Consider the following 16,843-nt stretch of genomic DNA (forward strand, 5'->3'; position numbering starts at 1 on the left):
ATGTCAATTTGAATAATGTTATTCAAATTTATTCAAAACGTATTTAATAAGGAGCAAATATGGATGATCAACCAGAGCGTGTTTTGGCGTACCAGTTGGCTTTAACGATTGATGATGAAGCGTTGATGAAGGTGGCTCGGCGTTGTGATCGGCGTAGTTTTCGTCATTTGTTGGAAGCTCGGGTCAGGGATAATCAGAAGAAGATGTTGACTATGATTTTTCCTCCCTCCAGTCATTTTTATTTTATATAAGAACATTTGTCACAAATAGCTTTAAGGAAGAAGTAATGAAGTTTTTAATTCCTACCGATTTGAATGATACCCATACCTTATTCGTGAAGTTTGCTCTTGAGCGTATTAATCATGAGGTGAGATTGCTCTATCCTGCAGATTATCCCACTCGCCAGACTAATTCAGTGTATATCAAAAAAGGGGAATATGAGTGGCGTTGTTCGGATTCCTATGAGTCGGTCCTCAATAATCACTATGATGTGGTATGGTGGCGCGGAATTAGAACATTCATTCCGCGGGAGGCTTTGCATGCGGATGATTATGAATTCACTCTCAAAGAAAATGCCTTATTTTATGATTCTTTGTTTGAAAATTTGAATGACGATGCCTGGTGGGTGAATAGTAAAGAAGCCTCTAATCGAGCACGTTCCAAATTATTACAATTGAAATTAGCTCAGGAATGCGGGCTGTTGGTACCTTACACCTTATGCTCCAATGATCCTTTGGAGATTCGCCATTTTGTTATTCACAACGAAGATAAGACCGGAGTCATTTATAAGCCCTTGACTACCTCTTGCTGGCATGAAGAAAAACAAATCAAAATGACTAATCCATCACAAGTCCGATTTTTGGGATTACCTCAGAATAAGGTTTTGCAATTGAATCCCGGGATTTATCAGATGGAAGTTAAAAAGGATTATGAAATTGTAGTCAATTGCTACGGCGATTTTATGGTTGCCGCGAAACTTGTAGATCGCTCTCCTGAAGAGGCGGCGTTAAGCTGGCAGACTATTGCGCAAGGGCGAGTTGACGCTGAGCCTTATGAAGCCCCTGCAGAGTTACAAAAGAAATTACGTTTGCTGATGTCAAGATTAGGCTTGGTTTATGGCTCTTTCAGCTTTATCCGCGATAATGAAGGACAGTATATTTTTAATGAAGTGCATGATGACAGACAAATTCTCTGGCTTGAGGAATGTAATCCGGAGTTCAGAATATTGGATATTTTTGTGCAGTTTTTGCAGGCGAAAACTACAAAATTCAAATGGCAGCCGAAAAAATTTCAGCATAGCCTGGAGCGTTATAGAGGGCAAGTTAGCAGCGCATTTACCGAAAACAGAGATTATCGATTGGATTTGAACAATTTGCCCTTCGAGTCAATGGATTATGTTATGAAAATTACCTATGACAAAGATTGGTGGCGTCCATACGAATAGCGCTGGAGATTAAAGATTGGAATCAAGTGGCGCCTGAAATTTGTCAAACCTCTTCGCAGCATGTTTCTGATGAAAGCAATAAAATCGAAAGATCTGCTTGAAATCATGTATGAACGGGAATTTGTTAACTATCTGCAAGAATGGTGGCATTTTTCATAGGGTGATAGATTATCGGCTTCTCGTTCATGGAAAGTTGCTTCATTACCTCATTTTTCCAATCTTTGTATACTGTTCTGATAGCAAGTGATGAGCTACTCCTGTACCCAGGACAATAATTCAAAGGCCGAACAGCTAATAATCGGCCAGAGGTCAACAGGTCCTAATTATCCAAAACAATACGATATCGTGCTTTACCTGAGCGTAGATGATCCAGGGCTTTATTTACGTCTTTCATTGCAAAGTGTTCAGTCATGGGCATGATGTTGTGTCGTGCGCAGAATTGCAGCATGTCTTCAATGGTAGCGGGGCTGCCGAGAGGTGAGCCTGAGATACTGCGCTGAGCCATAATCAGTTGCATTGATTGTGCAGGAATAGGCGCAGAGGTTACACCCACTGTATGAAAGCGTCCATGTGGAGCAAGCGCATTAATGTAGGCTGACCAATCCAGATTAGCATTAGTGGTGTTCATAATAAAGTCAAGCTGTCCTGCAAGTGCTTCAATTGCTTTTGGATCTTTTGAATTAACGACATGATGCGCGCCCATTTCTCTGGCTTCTGCTTCTTTGCCAGGGGAAGAGGAAAAGGCTGTAACTTCACATCCCCATTTGTTAAGAAACTGTAATGCTAAATGACCTAACCCGCCAATACCAATAACGCCTACGCGATGAGTAGGGGAGACTTCAAATTGCACAATAGGATTGAATACAGTAATTCCACCGCAGAATAATGGACCGGCATTTTTAGCGTCAATCGTATCGGGTAATGCGATTGCCCATTCTGAGTTACAACGCACTGTATCTGCAAATCCACCGTGTCGCCCGATTATCGTTTGTTCTGCGGTTCCACAAAGATTATGATTACCGCTGAGACAACGATGGCAATGCATGCAGCTTCCACTAAACCAACCCAGGCCTACCCGCTGTCCGATTTTCAAATTTTTAACATGCTCTCCGACAGCCTTAACCGTGCCTATGACTTCATGACCAGGAACAATCGGATAATTACTGAACCCCCATTCATTATCAATCATAGCCAAATCTGAATGGCAAATGCCGCATGATTCTACTTTAATATCAACTTGATCTGCACCAATTTCACCTAAATCATATTCAAAAGGAGAAAGTTGACTGGATTTTTCGCTGGTTGCATAGGCATGGACTTTGGTCATGATAATTCCCTTTGAGGTTGGTATTTTTAAAGCCATAGAATTTATTAGAAATAAGATTGGCAGAGCATTGGCTGCTTGTCAAATTAGGGGAAACGCATTTACAAGCACATTTTCGCATCGAAAATGCCTAAGTACGCCCTTATACAGCACAGCCTAATGAAAAGGAAATTAATAATATTCCCATTTTTGAAAATAATGTCCGCCTATCGATTCAAAAGAACAAAGTGAATTGGCTTATTGTCCTTTCCTCATTGCCATTCCAACTATTTCAAAAGATAATGAAATTTTATAGTTAAGGATATCTATGTTTAGTATGTTTCGGAAAGCACCTGCGGCTCCGCAAGCTGCAGTCACGTCTGTTAATGATAAAAATCCCAAAGGAGAAAATGCACTTCATCGCGCAGCGAGGGTGGGGAATAGTAAACTTATGGATGAGCTGCTAAAGGACGCGGCCTTTATTGATGCTAAGACAGAGCTTGGGGATACTGCATTACTTATTGCAGCGCGCGGGCATCATTACGAAACTACCAAGATCCTGGTCAATAATAAGGCCTCCGTGACAATAGCGAATAAACGGGGAGAATTGCCGATTCACTTTGCGGCAACTGCGGCTGATGTGGATTTAAATGTTTTGATCTGGAGCAAAGAAACCTTAAACGCATTAAACATCCAGGGTGAAACTCCCTTGCATTATGCGGTTGCCGCAGGCAGTCTGGCCAATGTCAAGATGCTTTTGGCAAATAGTGCAAATACTAATCAGGCTACTATAAAAGCCTCTTCTTTTGCAACAAAAGGAGTCCATACTTTTCCGGGATTAAGTACTCCTGTGCACTATGCTCTACACCGAGACGATTTAGGTATTTTGCGGGAGTTGATGCGATACGAATATAACAGGAATTTGCAGAATGAACGGGGAGAAACCGCCGCATTTTTGGCTGTAAGTCACAAAGAGGCTGGCAGCTTGACGGATGAGGAGCTTAGTAGTCTGCTAAAAGGTCTTCATCTGGAAAAATTAACGGGGAAAAAGGAGACAGTGCTTCATGCTGCTGCAAACAATACGAAGATCACTGCTTCCCAATTATCGACTATTTTATCCATAGTTAACCCTGAGGCTGAGGATAAGAGGCGGGAGATCAATCACACTTTAATGGATGCAAAAAATCATTCAGGAAAAACGGCTTTAATTCAGGCGGTTATCCAGAAACAATTGGACAAAGCAGAGCTTTTGTTAAGTCATGGAGCCAATCCGGATATCGCAGACGCATCAGGATTTGCAGCTATCGTCTATGCCGCTCAGAATGGCGATAATGCAATGCTTGAAAAACTGAAAGCAGGAGGTGCTGATTTTACCGGACATGCAGGTGAGCTTGCTATAAAACAGGCGTTGCTCAATAATCATGTCCCCACTGCAACCTTGCTTATTAAATCGGGGGCAAAGGCCCAAACCCCTGTTTATCCAAGCGTTAGAATAGAAACGTATTCTAGTATCAGCTCATTCAGTTCAATTACTGAAACTCAAAAAGTCAATGACGGAAAAGATCGCATGGGCTGTATTAAAGCAGGGGATACTGCATTACATATCACAGCCAGACGAAGCAGCCTGAATGAGACTGAAAAAGCGGAAAACCTGGCATTGGCAACTGCTTGTCTGGAGCAAAATAAGGGGCTGGTGAATGTGGGTAATGCTAAAGGAAAAACGCCCCCCTTTTATGCCTTAAAAACTCTTAACGAAGATATTGCACCTCAATTATTCTCTAAAGGAGCGCAATTTACAGAAAGCACCAAAGAGCCATCCAGTAACCCGCGCGATCCTCGTTATTACTCTTTAGACATGGCGACAGCTGACTCATTATTTACCAGAGAAACCAGAGCCCTCTTTTTTAAGGGAAATTACGTATTAACCCCAGAGCAGTTATCGATTAAACAAAAAGTGGCCGAAAAATACCATTTGTCTGGAAAAGATGTACCTCCGCCAGCCAAAGGGGCTGAGTTTGCAACTGATGAGGTGATGATTTATGAGGGTGAAGAGGCAAGTCAGGGACCGAGCGCGCTGCGAAACTAAGAGACAGATATAACGCCAAGATTTTTCAAGCAACCAGTCAAGTAATGCCTGCCCTTGTCTCGCAAGGACGGGCATATAGATAGTTAGTTGTATTTCTGCCTAACCTTAACCAGCGTAACCTCTATCCAGTTCCTGAGCCGGGTGTGGCTGTTCTTTTCTTTGTATGAGATAGGCGCTTAAAGATTCAGCCCGGCTTAATATTTCCTGACCTATAGTTTGCAAATGGCCAGAAAACTTCTCTTCTTTTACTATTTGAATTAAGCCGGCTAATTCTTCCCCGCCCATATCATTTAAGTTCCCTTCATGGGTTCGGATAAATTGATTAAGTTTGTTCTTAAGGTTTGATACATTGAGATTTTCCTTTTGATTGGCTGTTTTCCAAAAGGTTCTGTCCATAAAGCTGTTTCTTGAAAAAATATCATCGAGATAATCTTTAGCCATCGTCTCAAGTCTAGCTGTTAACTCCATGATGTCTTCTTTGCAACGGGTTTCATAAGCCTGAAAATCCTGTAGCACGGTTGTATCCTGTACCCAGTGTCGTACAATCTGATCTTCCATCTGGTTGATGGTACTTAACAAGCGGCTGTGGCCACTTTGATTGAGTTTACGCCCGCTTCGTGCCTGATTTTTCTGGATATCGTCATCGAGTATGTTATTTCGGGTTTCACGAAGAACATTCAGAAGTTCAATATAGCGATTGGGACTTGCTGCTTCTTTATTATTAAGTCTCACTAGTAAAGAATTGATTTGTTGATTACGCGCTTCCGATTTAAACCAGGCCCCTTTGTATTGTTGGCCCAGCCGAGTCAGGTTCTTTTCGAGATCAGTTAACAAAGCCTTACTCTCTTTTTCGCCATGAAGAGCATTTAAATCAAGATTGGGTTTGCCGATAATTGCTAATTCATTGGCTATCTGGAATAAGCCTTGCTGTTGAACTATGCTCAGGTCGCGCACCAGACGCAAGTTGCTCGAGGGCTTCTGCGCTAAAATTCGCCTGCTTTCCTGAGTATAGTGTTTAAGGCCATCTTCCAAAAGCAGTTCATTTTTCTTGTCGGACCAATTAATGCGGCGGGTGTCATCCTGTTTAGCATTGACAAAGGCCTGATGATTTAACATATGCAGCCACATCACGCGGTTACGGGTCTGATTGACAGTTTTGTTATCAAATCGATACCAGCTTTCCTGTCGAATATTTTCTTTCATCAGCTCCACGTCACCGCGGCAATCAGAAGCTTTTTTGTAAAACCACTCAGCCATATCCTTTACTGCGTCTTGATGCGCATCGGGAGTATCGCTCAGATAGACCGCCAGATTATCGTGCAAATACTGTTCTTGCGGCAGTTTATTGGTGCTTTGCTGAATAGCATTCAGTTTTCCAATTTCGGCGGAGTTGTTTTGTTGAAAACGATCAATTCCTTCAAAAATGTAAGCCAATTCCTGCGGGCTGGATTTAGGTTCGCTGCCCACTGCCATAAATAATGCCGTTAAAAGAGGCTCTAATTCCCTGTCTTTAATGTTTCTGTTTTCAGCATAACGCAGCGATTGCATCAGACTGGCTGGATTGGCCAGTATATTAACCTGGAAGCCGCTCCATACTTTAAGCAAAATTGCTAAAGAACTGGCAGGTAATAATTTTAAGCTCTGATCAAAGGCTTTTTTATCGGCAAGGTTGAGAAGAGCGTTTTCTTCAACAATTTTTCTGATGCTGTTTATTGATTGACAGCAAGCCGAGAATTCGTTGAGATTTTGATTTAATAAACGAGCGACCCTCAAGAGGGCGCTGATATCCGTCTGGGTTACTGAGAGATCTCCCATTGCGGTTTGCCAATCTTCGAGGCTGAATAAACAATGGGCTGCATGCGCTTGTAATTCTTTACTCAAAGCAGGCATTTTATAAAATAGGGAGACAAACCATTGAGCGCCTTTTACCAAATCACTATGTCTTTCATGCCTTGCTCTTTGCAGGAATTGGTCTAATCCCTGCAAGAACTCTTTGAGTTGCTCGCTGGATTCCTGCTGTAATGACCAGTTGGCAGAGCCAAGGATCAGGCAATAAGTATTGAACAGCTCGGCAGTCATATGTTGTTGATTAGCCAAGAGCAACAGATGTCTTATGCCCGCATCAGTAAATGAATGCTGTGCAAGGATTTGCTGTAATGTTTCCAGGCTGAAAGGAGGATTATTCGTAAAGCGTATTAACTCTTGACTAGATAATGGCATTTTTTCAAGCATTGACAGATACCACTGCGAACCTTCGGCCAAATTGGAATGACCCTGAACTTTCGCGGATTGCAAAAATTGAGTATAGGTTCGCAGATCTTGTCTTAGCTTTTCTTTAGTTTCTCCTTGTTTAGACCAGCGGATTTCAGCCAAAGATTGACAGCATAGGCTAAAGTCTTCGAGACTCATCAATTGCTCATTTGCTTTGTGAAGTAAAATCTCGATTCCAGCTTCGTCAAAGGAGTGTTTCTCAAACTGCGCCTGCAAATCCTGCAGTTTAAATGGCGGCCTGAGAACAAAGCGCTCCAACTCTTGCCGGATAGAGGGCATTTTTTGCAGGCTGGATAAATACCAGAGCGAGGCATTGCCTAATTCGGTATTGCCTTGCTGCTCTGCGGCCTCCAGGAATTGCTGGTAGCTCTTAAGCATCGGCCCCGCCTGTTCTCTGGCATTTGCTTCCGATTTCCAGGTGCTCAGCATCTGATTTATCACACTAGCCGATTGTTTCTGTTGTTCTGGAGAGAAATGGTATTTGCTTACCCACAACTGGTTTAATACCTTCAAGTGAGAAACTTGCAAATTGGCAGTCATTTCGGGTGAGATCACCGCAAGTTGCAATCCCTGATACCAGCCTTTTCCTTGCTCGGTCAGCAGACTGCCAATCACTGGAAGTGCGGATTCTGTCATGCCTTCGGCAAGAGCAGTCCACATCGCTCGCAGTTCGGACCGATAATGACCTCCATTAAGATTCCACCAACGCTCGGTTTTCTTCACCAGGCTGTCGAAGGAATCCCAATTAATGCCTTCAGAAAATTGTTGCATGACCTTGGCAAACTGCTGCAGAAATAATTCGCGATCTTCTTCAGGCAGCTGACTCATCAAGTCTTCACAGCGACGGAGCATTCGAATGCGCTGAACATAGTTATTTTGGGTCGCTTCTTTCAGTTGAGTAAACAATTTTCCTTCATCATTGGGGAAGCTATGGGCCAAGTGCCAGAGGCTTTCATTGTCTTCATAACTCATTGCTCTACCGGAAAAGCGGCGTGACATCTCTGCCATCGGAGTATCATGAAGCAGATTATCAATATTTTCCAAATAGTGCTTAGCCCAGCGTAGTTGTTCATATTCTGAAAACTGCCCCAAATAATTGAGCAGAGGCAGGATCTGGCTTACCCGGTCTTTATCTTCCAGAAGACCCGGGCCTGTCATCCACTGGCTCAGTATCTGTTGTAGCGAGGGGTGTAATTTTCCACTGGAGCGTATAAATGACTGGCGGATTTCGGATGACACCGCTTTTAAAATATCATCCGCATTGGGAGTAAGCATGCCGCCAGCTTTGATTTGGCCATGTATAGGTGAGGCCTTGGTTATTTGCTGTACACGGATTTTCAATTGTTCACTGAACTGCTCAATACTCAAGAATTCCTGGGCGTCATGAGTGAAACTTTCTAAAATGTCCGCTTGAGTTGCCAGGGTTGCCAGCTGTTCGGGAATGCTGTCCAGAAGCTCATGGCTCTTTGTGCCAAGAGGCAGGGCCGAGAGGATTGCACCCAGATTAGCCATGTTATAGGTACTCTTGTCAGCGGGCTGGAATTGCTCCAGCTGAATTAGCAAAGTCATTTCCGCAGCCGGTGTGAAGTTGAAGGGAGTGCTGTTCACTTTGCCCATTAACTCCTCATAATTCGCCTGTAAATCCTTCGCCGCTTCAGCAATTCGCTCTTCGATAAGGCGAACCTTTTCTAAAGAAGTTAAGTGATTCAAGGCGGAAATACTCAGCCATTTTTTCTCAAGACTATTGAGATGGCGAGTCAGCATGCTGGTAAATTCGGAGGCTTGTCCCGGATCAAGGAAGGTTGAAATCAGGCGCATTCCCCAAGCGGAAAATTGAGCGATCCCGGTACGAAAACCTTGAGTGGCTGCATTTTGCAAGCTAAATACATATTCACGCAAAAGCATAACCTGCTCAAACAGTTTTTCATTTTCAGAATTACCAGGAACTTCCTGTAAACTCGCTTTGATCTTGTCGTGTTCGAGCCCTGGTGTGGTCTCAATAATTCGCAATAATTGCTCGCGTTCCTGTTGTAACTCGTCTTCGAGATAAAACTGAAACACTTGTCCTTCTTCGCCGTTTCGAGCGGTACGACCACCGGTTTGTAATAAATCATTGACATCACCGGTATCGAAAATAAATACGGCTTCAACGCCGACGTTATCACCGCGTCCAAAACCTGATGCTACCAGAGCGATCCCTTTTTGCTTTTTACCCCCCTTCCATTCTTCCATCCTTTGTTTTTTTGCAAGGACTTCGCTGCTGGTTTCTTTATCTTCATTGGTATAAAAAAGGAGGTTTTCCAATTCTTCCTTGCTTAATCGCTCGCTAAGAATGGTTTGGATTTCAAGAACCTTCTTATCGTTTTTACAAGCAAAAAGCACTGATTTATTTTCTGCCATGCAAAGCTTAAGCTGTTGCAGCATAGCCTCAATCCGCTGCTCCTGATTTCGATAAAATTTGGCATTATGCCAGTATCGCAAATCGCTTTGATTGGTTGATACATGCAATACCTGCGTTCCATGTTCCTTATTCAGTGCCTGCGCTTGTGAAGTGGAAATTGTCGCCGTGAAGCCTTCCCAGCGTTTCCATAAGCGGGGTATCAGTGTAGCGGCAACTTGTGAACTGATGATATGACTTTCTGGAAGCACATGATAGTTTTGAGCCTCATTCTGTTTTTTGGCTTCCTCGTTGAGGTTCGTTGCTACTAACTGATGAACTCCTGCGCTAAAGGTAGAGCCGGTCGCTTTATGATTGTTAGTTGTAAGAGGAACAATTTCTTTTAAGAGATAAGAAGCACCGCCTATCGGCACATTGTCTTCCAGGACTGAATATTTTTCGCCTCGTTGCAGTGACATGGCTTCATGGGCAGATTGGATCCAGCTGACCAATTGTAAGCCGTCACGCGCCAGTAAAACCAGGTATTTGGTTTTCTCCTCATCATCCTGCGCTTTTTCAATCAGAAATTCTAATAATGCCTCAACACTTTCCCTGGTGATTTCTTCTATCTTAAAGCGGTCTTTATTCGCTTCATAGAAATCATTTAATGCCCGGTAAAACCAAATCATTTGTTTAGGAGTACGTCCAGTAGGGCGGGCATAGTTAAATGCCATTTTTCGGCCTTGACCAAAATAGGTGTCATCGAATTCATCGCCCAAGCCTTCCGATTTATCAGGATCAATGTCAATCGGTTGACCCTGGAAGCTTTGTTCATCAAGGAACAGGGATAGATCTCCCAGTGTGGTATAATGAACCTGGGCCCCGGTATAACTTTCCCGACTCGATTTGGGAGTAATTGTCGAAGTGCTTATATTTAAGTAGTCATAAAAGGCCTGATAATCTTCCAAATCCCGCTCAGCCAAACTGCGTTTGGCGGTAAAGACGGTGGCAGTTTGACCTTGAGCCGCTTTTTTGGCGGCGCGCATGGCCACGAAATGGCTTTTTCCTTCACCAGTGCCCAGACGCAGCACCCGACTGGATGCGGTGACGGCCACATCATTGGCAATCAAGGCGAATTGCTGAGCCATATGCGGATATTTCCGGGTAGTTAAGCCAAGGGCGTGAAATTCCAGCGCCCAGATTTGCACCTGCCGGCTATCGCTCGCAGGGCTTTTACACAGGCGATGAAATGCTTCAGCTAATTCATCCCGGCCCAGATCTGCAATCGCTTTGTTGCAACCTTCGACAAAGGCCTCACCGGTTTCCAGCCGCTTCAATTCAGCAAACATCAGGCTGATTCTTGCAATTTCCGTTGCGGTCAAAGGACGATTTACCTTCCCGTCAGTAACCCGGGTTGAAGTAAACATGCGCCGCAAATCCGCTGCGCGCGTTTTAGGCACATGACTATAGTCTGGCCGTATTTCTGGATGAGGATTTTTAAGAAAGCCGGATAATTCCTTTTTAAAGTCATGGCTGGTAGCGGCTCGTTTGAGCAAACGTATTAAATCATCCGCACCTGGTGATGGCTGCTTGGGATAAGTAGCCGCCAGTGCGGTCAGTTCATCTAGGGACAATCGGCTTAAGCGCTCTATGAGTTTAGGGGCTTTGCGATCCAGTTCATATTCATAGGCTTCCTTGTCGCGCAAACCGGGTTGCAGGCAGCTCCAGGCGATAATGTGGAATACCAGGGCACGCTCTGCACTTCGTTCATCACCCAGTTTCGCCATGACCTGATTGAAAAGGTTCTCTTCACGAGGATCTGCGGCGATTGCCTTTAACCAGAGGGCTGTAGATTTGTGCCAGGTCTCTTTTACAGAAGGGCTGGGCATAGGATGGTTCAATAATTGCCGTAGTTTGGCAAAACGATTTTCCATGCTCACTTTATTGAGACTGCTATTCAATATTTGCAAAGCCGAGTCGCGACTGGCTGCATGCTGCTCGGAGGATAAAAGATTAATGGCCTCAGTCAGCAGGCTGGTTGTGCGCGCGTACTGGTATTCATGCAATGCTAACTGGCATAGCGCGGTTTGCTGGGATCTGCTGAAAACGGTGTTCTTCAGAATGCCTTTTAAAGGGATAACCAAGTCCTGTGGGAAATCTTTTTCTGTATTATCAATAGGTTTTGCTTTCAATAGCTCGTCGGCAAGAATAACTTGCAACATATCCAATGGAAAAGGGAGCTGTTCATCTTCAGGTTTTAATACATCCAGAATCTTACTGAAGTAACTGGCGCTCCATACCTGATCTTTCGCCGTTTTTTCAAGAATGGCCAGCAGTGGCTCCACCTCATTTAAATAGGTGCGGTTAAGCTGTAAGCTGGTAAAAAAAGCAAGCAGGGGTTGTAAAGCCTCTGCGGCATCACCTTGGGTGGGAATAACAATATGGTTTTTAAGAAAAGTCCACAAACGATGTTGATGGTCGACAAACAGGCCTAGTTTTGCAGGGCGCTCTTCTTCAACAAGATTGCGAAATTCTCCTGAACGCGAATATTTGAATACAATGTTTTGATCAGAAAGTCTGCTAATAAACTGCTTGCGGATCGCTGTGCGGTTGACCGGTTTATTGTTCATTTCTCCGATAGTTCTGAGAAAATCGTCCCAGTTTTTCGGCTGATGCAATGCCTGGGGATTACCCTGATTAAAATTAACGGAGAATAAATGGTTTAGTAACAAATCCAACTCATTCATTACAGCTAAAGTTAAACCGTCTGTCGCTTGTATAAAATCTCGTAATTGCTTTTCGGTAAATGCGCCAAATAAGGTAGCCGCTTTGTAGGCCGCCAGTTGCAGGAATTGAGGATGACTGACTTTAAAGGCAAGTTTAATTTCAAAAAGGTTAAGGAAATCCGGCATTTTTAACTGATTGCCGCCTTCCATCAATAAATCCAGCGCTTCCAGGAAATTTCCATGAGGGTAAGCTGCGAGTAAAGCCTGTCCCCGCCGAGTTTGTAAAATATCCTTGGCTGCATCCAAAGTATTGAGTGTAATGCTGAGTTGAGCATGGCCCAAACGAAAAATAGCCTCATGTAAATGGCTGGCAATACTGGTCACTAATGGAACGGGAAGGCTTTGCACTCGATCAACTATGGCAGGCATCTGACGCGCGTCATATTGAGTATAGAGAAGCCAGAGCAGCTGATGGCGCGATAGTAAATCATTGTTGGCGAGTTTTTCACTAATCAGACTGTAATCTTCATGGCTGAATTGTGCGCGTGACGCTAATGTTCTGCGAATATTCAAGGCCGCTTCATTTGAAGTCCAGCTGAAGATTGAAGATAACTCCGGAGCGTAAGTGGGCTTGCCATGTTTAAAATGAGATAATGCAAGTTCCTCATCAAAATATTTGAAGTGTTCTTGCTGAATAGCATAGTGCACGCCGCCATGCGTTAAATCCATTTTATGCAGCGATTTTAAAAAGCGCGTTTTCTCCTCCTGGGCAGGAAGACTGCGCAGGGAGTCGAGTATCCGATCGACTTCGACCAGCATATTTCGCGGTTCAAGCTCTGAAAACTCATCGCCAGATAAAGAAAGATCCATTTTAGCGAGTTCTTTGACCAGATAATCAAAGGCTTTCCATAGTACTTCAGTGTGTTCAGCAGGCACATGATTTAAATGTTTACTGCAAAAGCCTAGCCAGGCTTCTCTGTGCGGCTGGGCTCTGGCAGGAGCCAAATGCTCAATCATGCTGTCAATGGCACTGAAGAAAGCAGGACTAATATAGAAGTTATAGTTTTCAGCTTTACTTAATACCTCAGATTGAAACGCATCGAAAAACTGTATGCCTAACTGGTTTTCAATTTGGCGAAACTTGGCAATCAGTAACCCTAGCGTTTCCTCGCCATTACGATAATAAACCTGGCCAAGCGCTCGGAGGGTGCTGATATCCGCCTGCCCGCGTTTAGCCCACATTTTGGTCCAATCAGCCAACTCGGGTTGACGGGAAAGTAGAATGTCACAGGCGCGGGGAAGTTGTAGCAGCAGATCCTGCTCTTTCAGTTTGAAAAATGCATTGATAGCCTCACGCCCACCGTATTGCCAGGCTTGAATGAACACCTGCCAGTGTCGAAGCACACGAGGAACGTCTTTCACCATCGCTGCTATATCAGGATTTTTTCTCGAAAAGGTTTTCCATTCTTCGGAATAATCTTTTTCCGGTTGCAATACTTCAAAAAGAACGAGAGGCTGAAAATCGTCGGCAGTTTCCAACTTGGGCCTGTGCTCAAGATAATGGTCAATGTTGAATTGACGAAAGTCGCCTTCCCAAAACTCCTGAACAGGTTTAGTCACTTGCAAGTCAACTGTCAGCGGTGTTGGAACCCCGCAGACATAGCCCATTTCAATGTTGTAACAGAGAATCAACTGGCCATCTTTGGAGCGCTGAGTGTAGAGACCTTTCGGAGTGTTGTTTGTTTTGGGACCCGAAGAAAGGCGCATATGATGACGCAGCATTACCTTTGCCGCATCGAGGGTCATGGCCGATATTACATGCGGGGCTTTGACTCCTGGCTCTGCATTAATCCAGGTATGGAAAAACGCTTGCAGAGGCGTTTCATCAGCTGTACCAAGTGGGGCATAACGTTTAACATCACATGGATTTTCTGCGATGTAGTCCTGATAATATTTCCCCAGTAAGCGGTCGATATTGTCATAGGTGACCAGTTCAGCAGTAATCACTTCTTCAACTACCTGAAGCCCCATCCGTTGTTGCTCTTGTTGTATCTGACGATTTTGCTGAATTTCCTGCTGTTGTTGCATTTGCAGTTGCACACCGCTGCCCCGCTGCAAAGGCCAGGGGCCTTTATCTGCCTCGTCAAAGTGCAGCTTAATTGATTCAGCTGTTGGGTGGAGGGCTTTGGGTTCTGTGGAGGCATGGTCTGATTTGGCGTGATCGAAGCGGCTGACCTCTTTGATCTGCAATGAAAGCATTGCTCCCTGTTTCAAGTGTCGATTGTTAAGGATCACATTGTTCAATTGACGATAAAGGGCACGCAACTCACGATATTCTTCAGTAGTCGTTTCTTCCCCTTCAAGTTCGGGAATGACTATCAGTCCAGTCCAGCGGCCTCTCTGGGCGGCTCTCGCCAATTCACTCAGAAAGATTGCGAATTCACGTTTATAACGCAGACATTCAGCCAGATTAATTTGTTCAAAACTATCTTTTTCATTAATGTGCTCAAGCAAGGCAATATAGGCTTTGTCATTGCCTGGCTGGTAGGCTGCACTGATTTGATTAAAGGGAAAAGAATAACCATTACGTAAATGATCCGATAATAAAACAAGATATTCCCTGACTTCATGCTGCTGGCAGGAGAGATAGAATAAAGGGCGGTTGCGGCCATAGATGCTTAGCAGATTTTCACTGAGATCTGAATCTCTCAAAAAAGACAGTACTTCGGATAATCCTTTGACGCCCATGTCTTCAATGCATTGCTTGAATATTTTATGCTCGTTTTTATTGGCAGCCAGATCATCTGCTTCATTCAGATGCAGTAACCAGAAACGGGCGACCCGTTGCCAGTAGTTGTCGACCATTGGGGGTAAGTATCCGGATTCCTTAAGCCAGCGGTTACGGCCAAGAACTGGTAATAGCTCATCTCGCAGTTGTCTCAGTGAGTGATTCGCTTCATTAATTAGCAACTCAGTGAGGTGTGCATTATCCTGCACTTGTTTTTTGATAAGTAATGATTCTTCCAGATTCAGATTAAACTTCGCGGGCAGGTGAATTTTAAGTTTTGGCTGCTTCGACTGGCCGCGAAAGGTATTGAGAACCATCGCAGTGGCGATATCTCTTTGAGGAATAATCTGAGAGCTTTTTTCCAGCGCCATATAATTAAAAAAGGCGCTATTGGTTTCAGTTTGGCGACAAGCTTTTGCATGTTCATGCTGAAAAGAGGATTGATCAATGTGGTCAGGTACAACCAAGGTAGTCAATTCGTTTTCAATTCTGAGAACAGGAGGATAGCCAAATCGAGTCATTGCAGGCACAAGACCCGGGATATTTGAGCGATAGGCAGGCTTCCAATGCGCATCAAATACATTTCTCTCATATTGATTTTCGCCAAAAATGCGAATGACATCCACCAGACTGTTAGGAGTGATAGGTTTTCCAGCGACATTGGGTAATGCGGAAATGGCCGCTAATTTTATGGGGAGGTAGCCCTGCCATTTTCCTTCAGGAATTTCTCTTTGAAGCGTTTTATTTAATCTCTTAAATTCTTCAGTACAAAAGTGCTCATATTCCTGTTCATAACAGCTGTATTGCACGCCTTTTTCGTCATCATCTCCACGAAACTGGGCAAATACATAGCATCCTAATAAAAAATTAAAATCTGAGGATACATCAAAAAGCCAGGTCTTACTGATATTTTGATCCAGCCATGCAATTGCCGTGTAGCCCGTTGAAATGAGATTAATTGCTTTTCTCGCACTCACTTCCTGGAATTCAATGGTGAGTCGTTTTTCAAGCTCTTTCTTTTCTTCCTCGAGAAGAGGGGTTTCACAATAAATCGTAGGATTCATTTTATTACGCAGATCAACAACGCCCCATTTAGCCAGGCCTTTGGGATCGCGATTAAAATTGACAACGAGCGCATCATTGCGGGATTTGATTGATTGTGCGTTTTCGGACTGAATATTCAAAAGATTGAATACACTGAACTCAAAATGCCTGCCTTTGTGAGCAGCTCGGTGTTTTATGTGTTCAGTCAGGCGCAGCATATCCAGGTAGGTGACTGGTTCGGCTGGTTTAAGTTGTCCTGTCGCGGTTTTCTCCAAAAAGCCTGGTTGAAGAGAGGCGTTTCCTTCAAAAGGAGGCACAAAAATCATTTTTTCCAGAAAACATTTTCTTACCGATTGATCTGTTTGAAGAATTTCTGAAATTTTTTGGCTGACCTCGCCAATAGTAAACAGTTTTCTGGAGTTGAGCTGAGAGATGATTTTGTCAAAAAATTCTGTATAACTTCCTTTTCGTTTATGCTTTATTTCCACTTCCAAAACCGGGAGGTTGAAAAGCCCATGAAAATGGGTTTCGAGTGCCTCAAAGATTTCTTCAAAATTATCGAAATTATACTTTTGGCGAAGTTTAGGAAAAGAATCAGAATACATGAGACACCTCAAAGCATGGAAGTAGGCTAAGTTTAGAGAGATTTCCTTAAAGAAATATTAAGAACTCGGTGGGTATAGATGTCAGTCCCGCGCAGTATTGTTGGGTAAAAGAACCAGGCAACTAACTTGTTGTCTTTGCGAACAAAGTGAAGCAATCCAAATCGGAACTTGAACAAAGTAAGGAGCTGGATTGCTTCGC

General features: G+C 43.8%; 5 protein-coding genes. 3 read left to right on the forward strand and 2 right to left on the reverse strand.

Annotated elements, in window-relative coordinates:
- Positions 1–59: 59 nt before the first annotated feature.
- Together DYH61_RS01780 and DYH61_RS01785 are read left to right on the forward strand one after the other, a co-directional pair.
- Complete coding sequence (locus tag DYH61_RS01780; RefSeq protein ID WP_058508040.1) at positions 60–251, forward strand: hypothetical protein; 192 nt, start codon at positions 60–62, stop codon at positions 249–251.
- Between the two features lie 35 nt (positions 252–286).
- The gene (locus tag DYH61_RS01785; RefSeq protein WP_058508041.1) at positions 287–1,444 is read left to right on the forward strand and encodes an MvdC/MvdD family ATP grasp protein; all 1,158 of its coding nucleotides are present in this window, start codon (positions 287–289) and stop codon (positions 1,442–1,444) included.
- Between the two features lie 319 nt (positions 1,445–1,763).
- Here the strand turns inward: DYH61_RS01785 and ahr are convergent, their stop codons facing one another.
- A complete protein-coding gene (gene ahr, locus DYH61_RS01790; RefSeq protein WP_058508042.1) occupies positions 1,764–2,771 on the reverse strand; it encodes an NADPH-dependent aldehyde reductase Ahr in 1,008 nt (335 codons plus the stop codon).
- Between the two features lie 304 nt (positions 2,772–3,075).
- Here ahr and DYH61_RS01795 point away from each other — a divergent pair, with 304 nt between their 5' ends.
- On the forward strand, positions 3,076–4,833 hold the full coding sequence (locus tag DYH61_RS01795) for an ankyrin repeat domain-containing protein (protein ID WP_058508043.1): 1,758 nt from the start codon (positions 3,076–3,078) through the stop codon (positions 4,831–4,833).
- 105 nt (positions 4,834–4,938) lie between these two features.
- Here the strand turns inward: DYH61_RS01795 and DYH61_RS01800 are convergent, their stop codons facing one another.
- Positions 4,939–16,644 (reverse strand): hypothetical protein, encoded by an 11,706-nt coding sequence (locus DYH61_RS01800; protein WP_058508044.1) that lies wholly within the window; start codon positions 16,642–16,644, stop codon positions 4,939–4,941.
- Positions 16,645–16,843: the final 199 nt, after the last annotated feature.

Source organism: Legionella quinlivanii, from assembly GCF_900461555.1.
Taxonomy (GTDB): Bacteria; Pseudomonadota; Gammaproteobacteria; order Legionellales; family Legionellaceae; genus Legionella_C; species Legionella_C quinlivanii.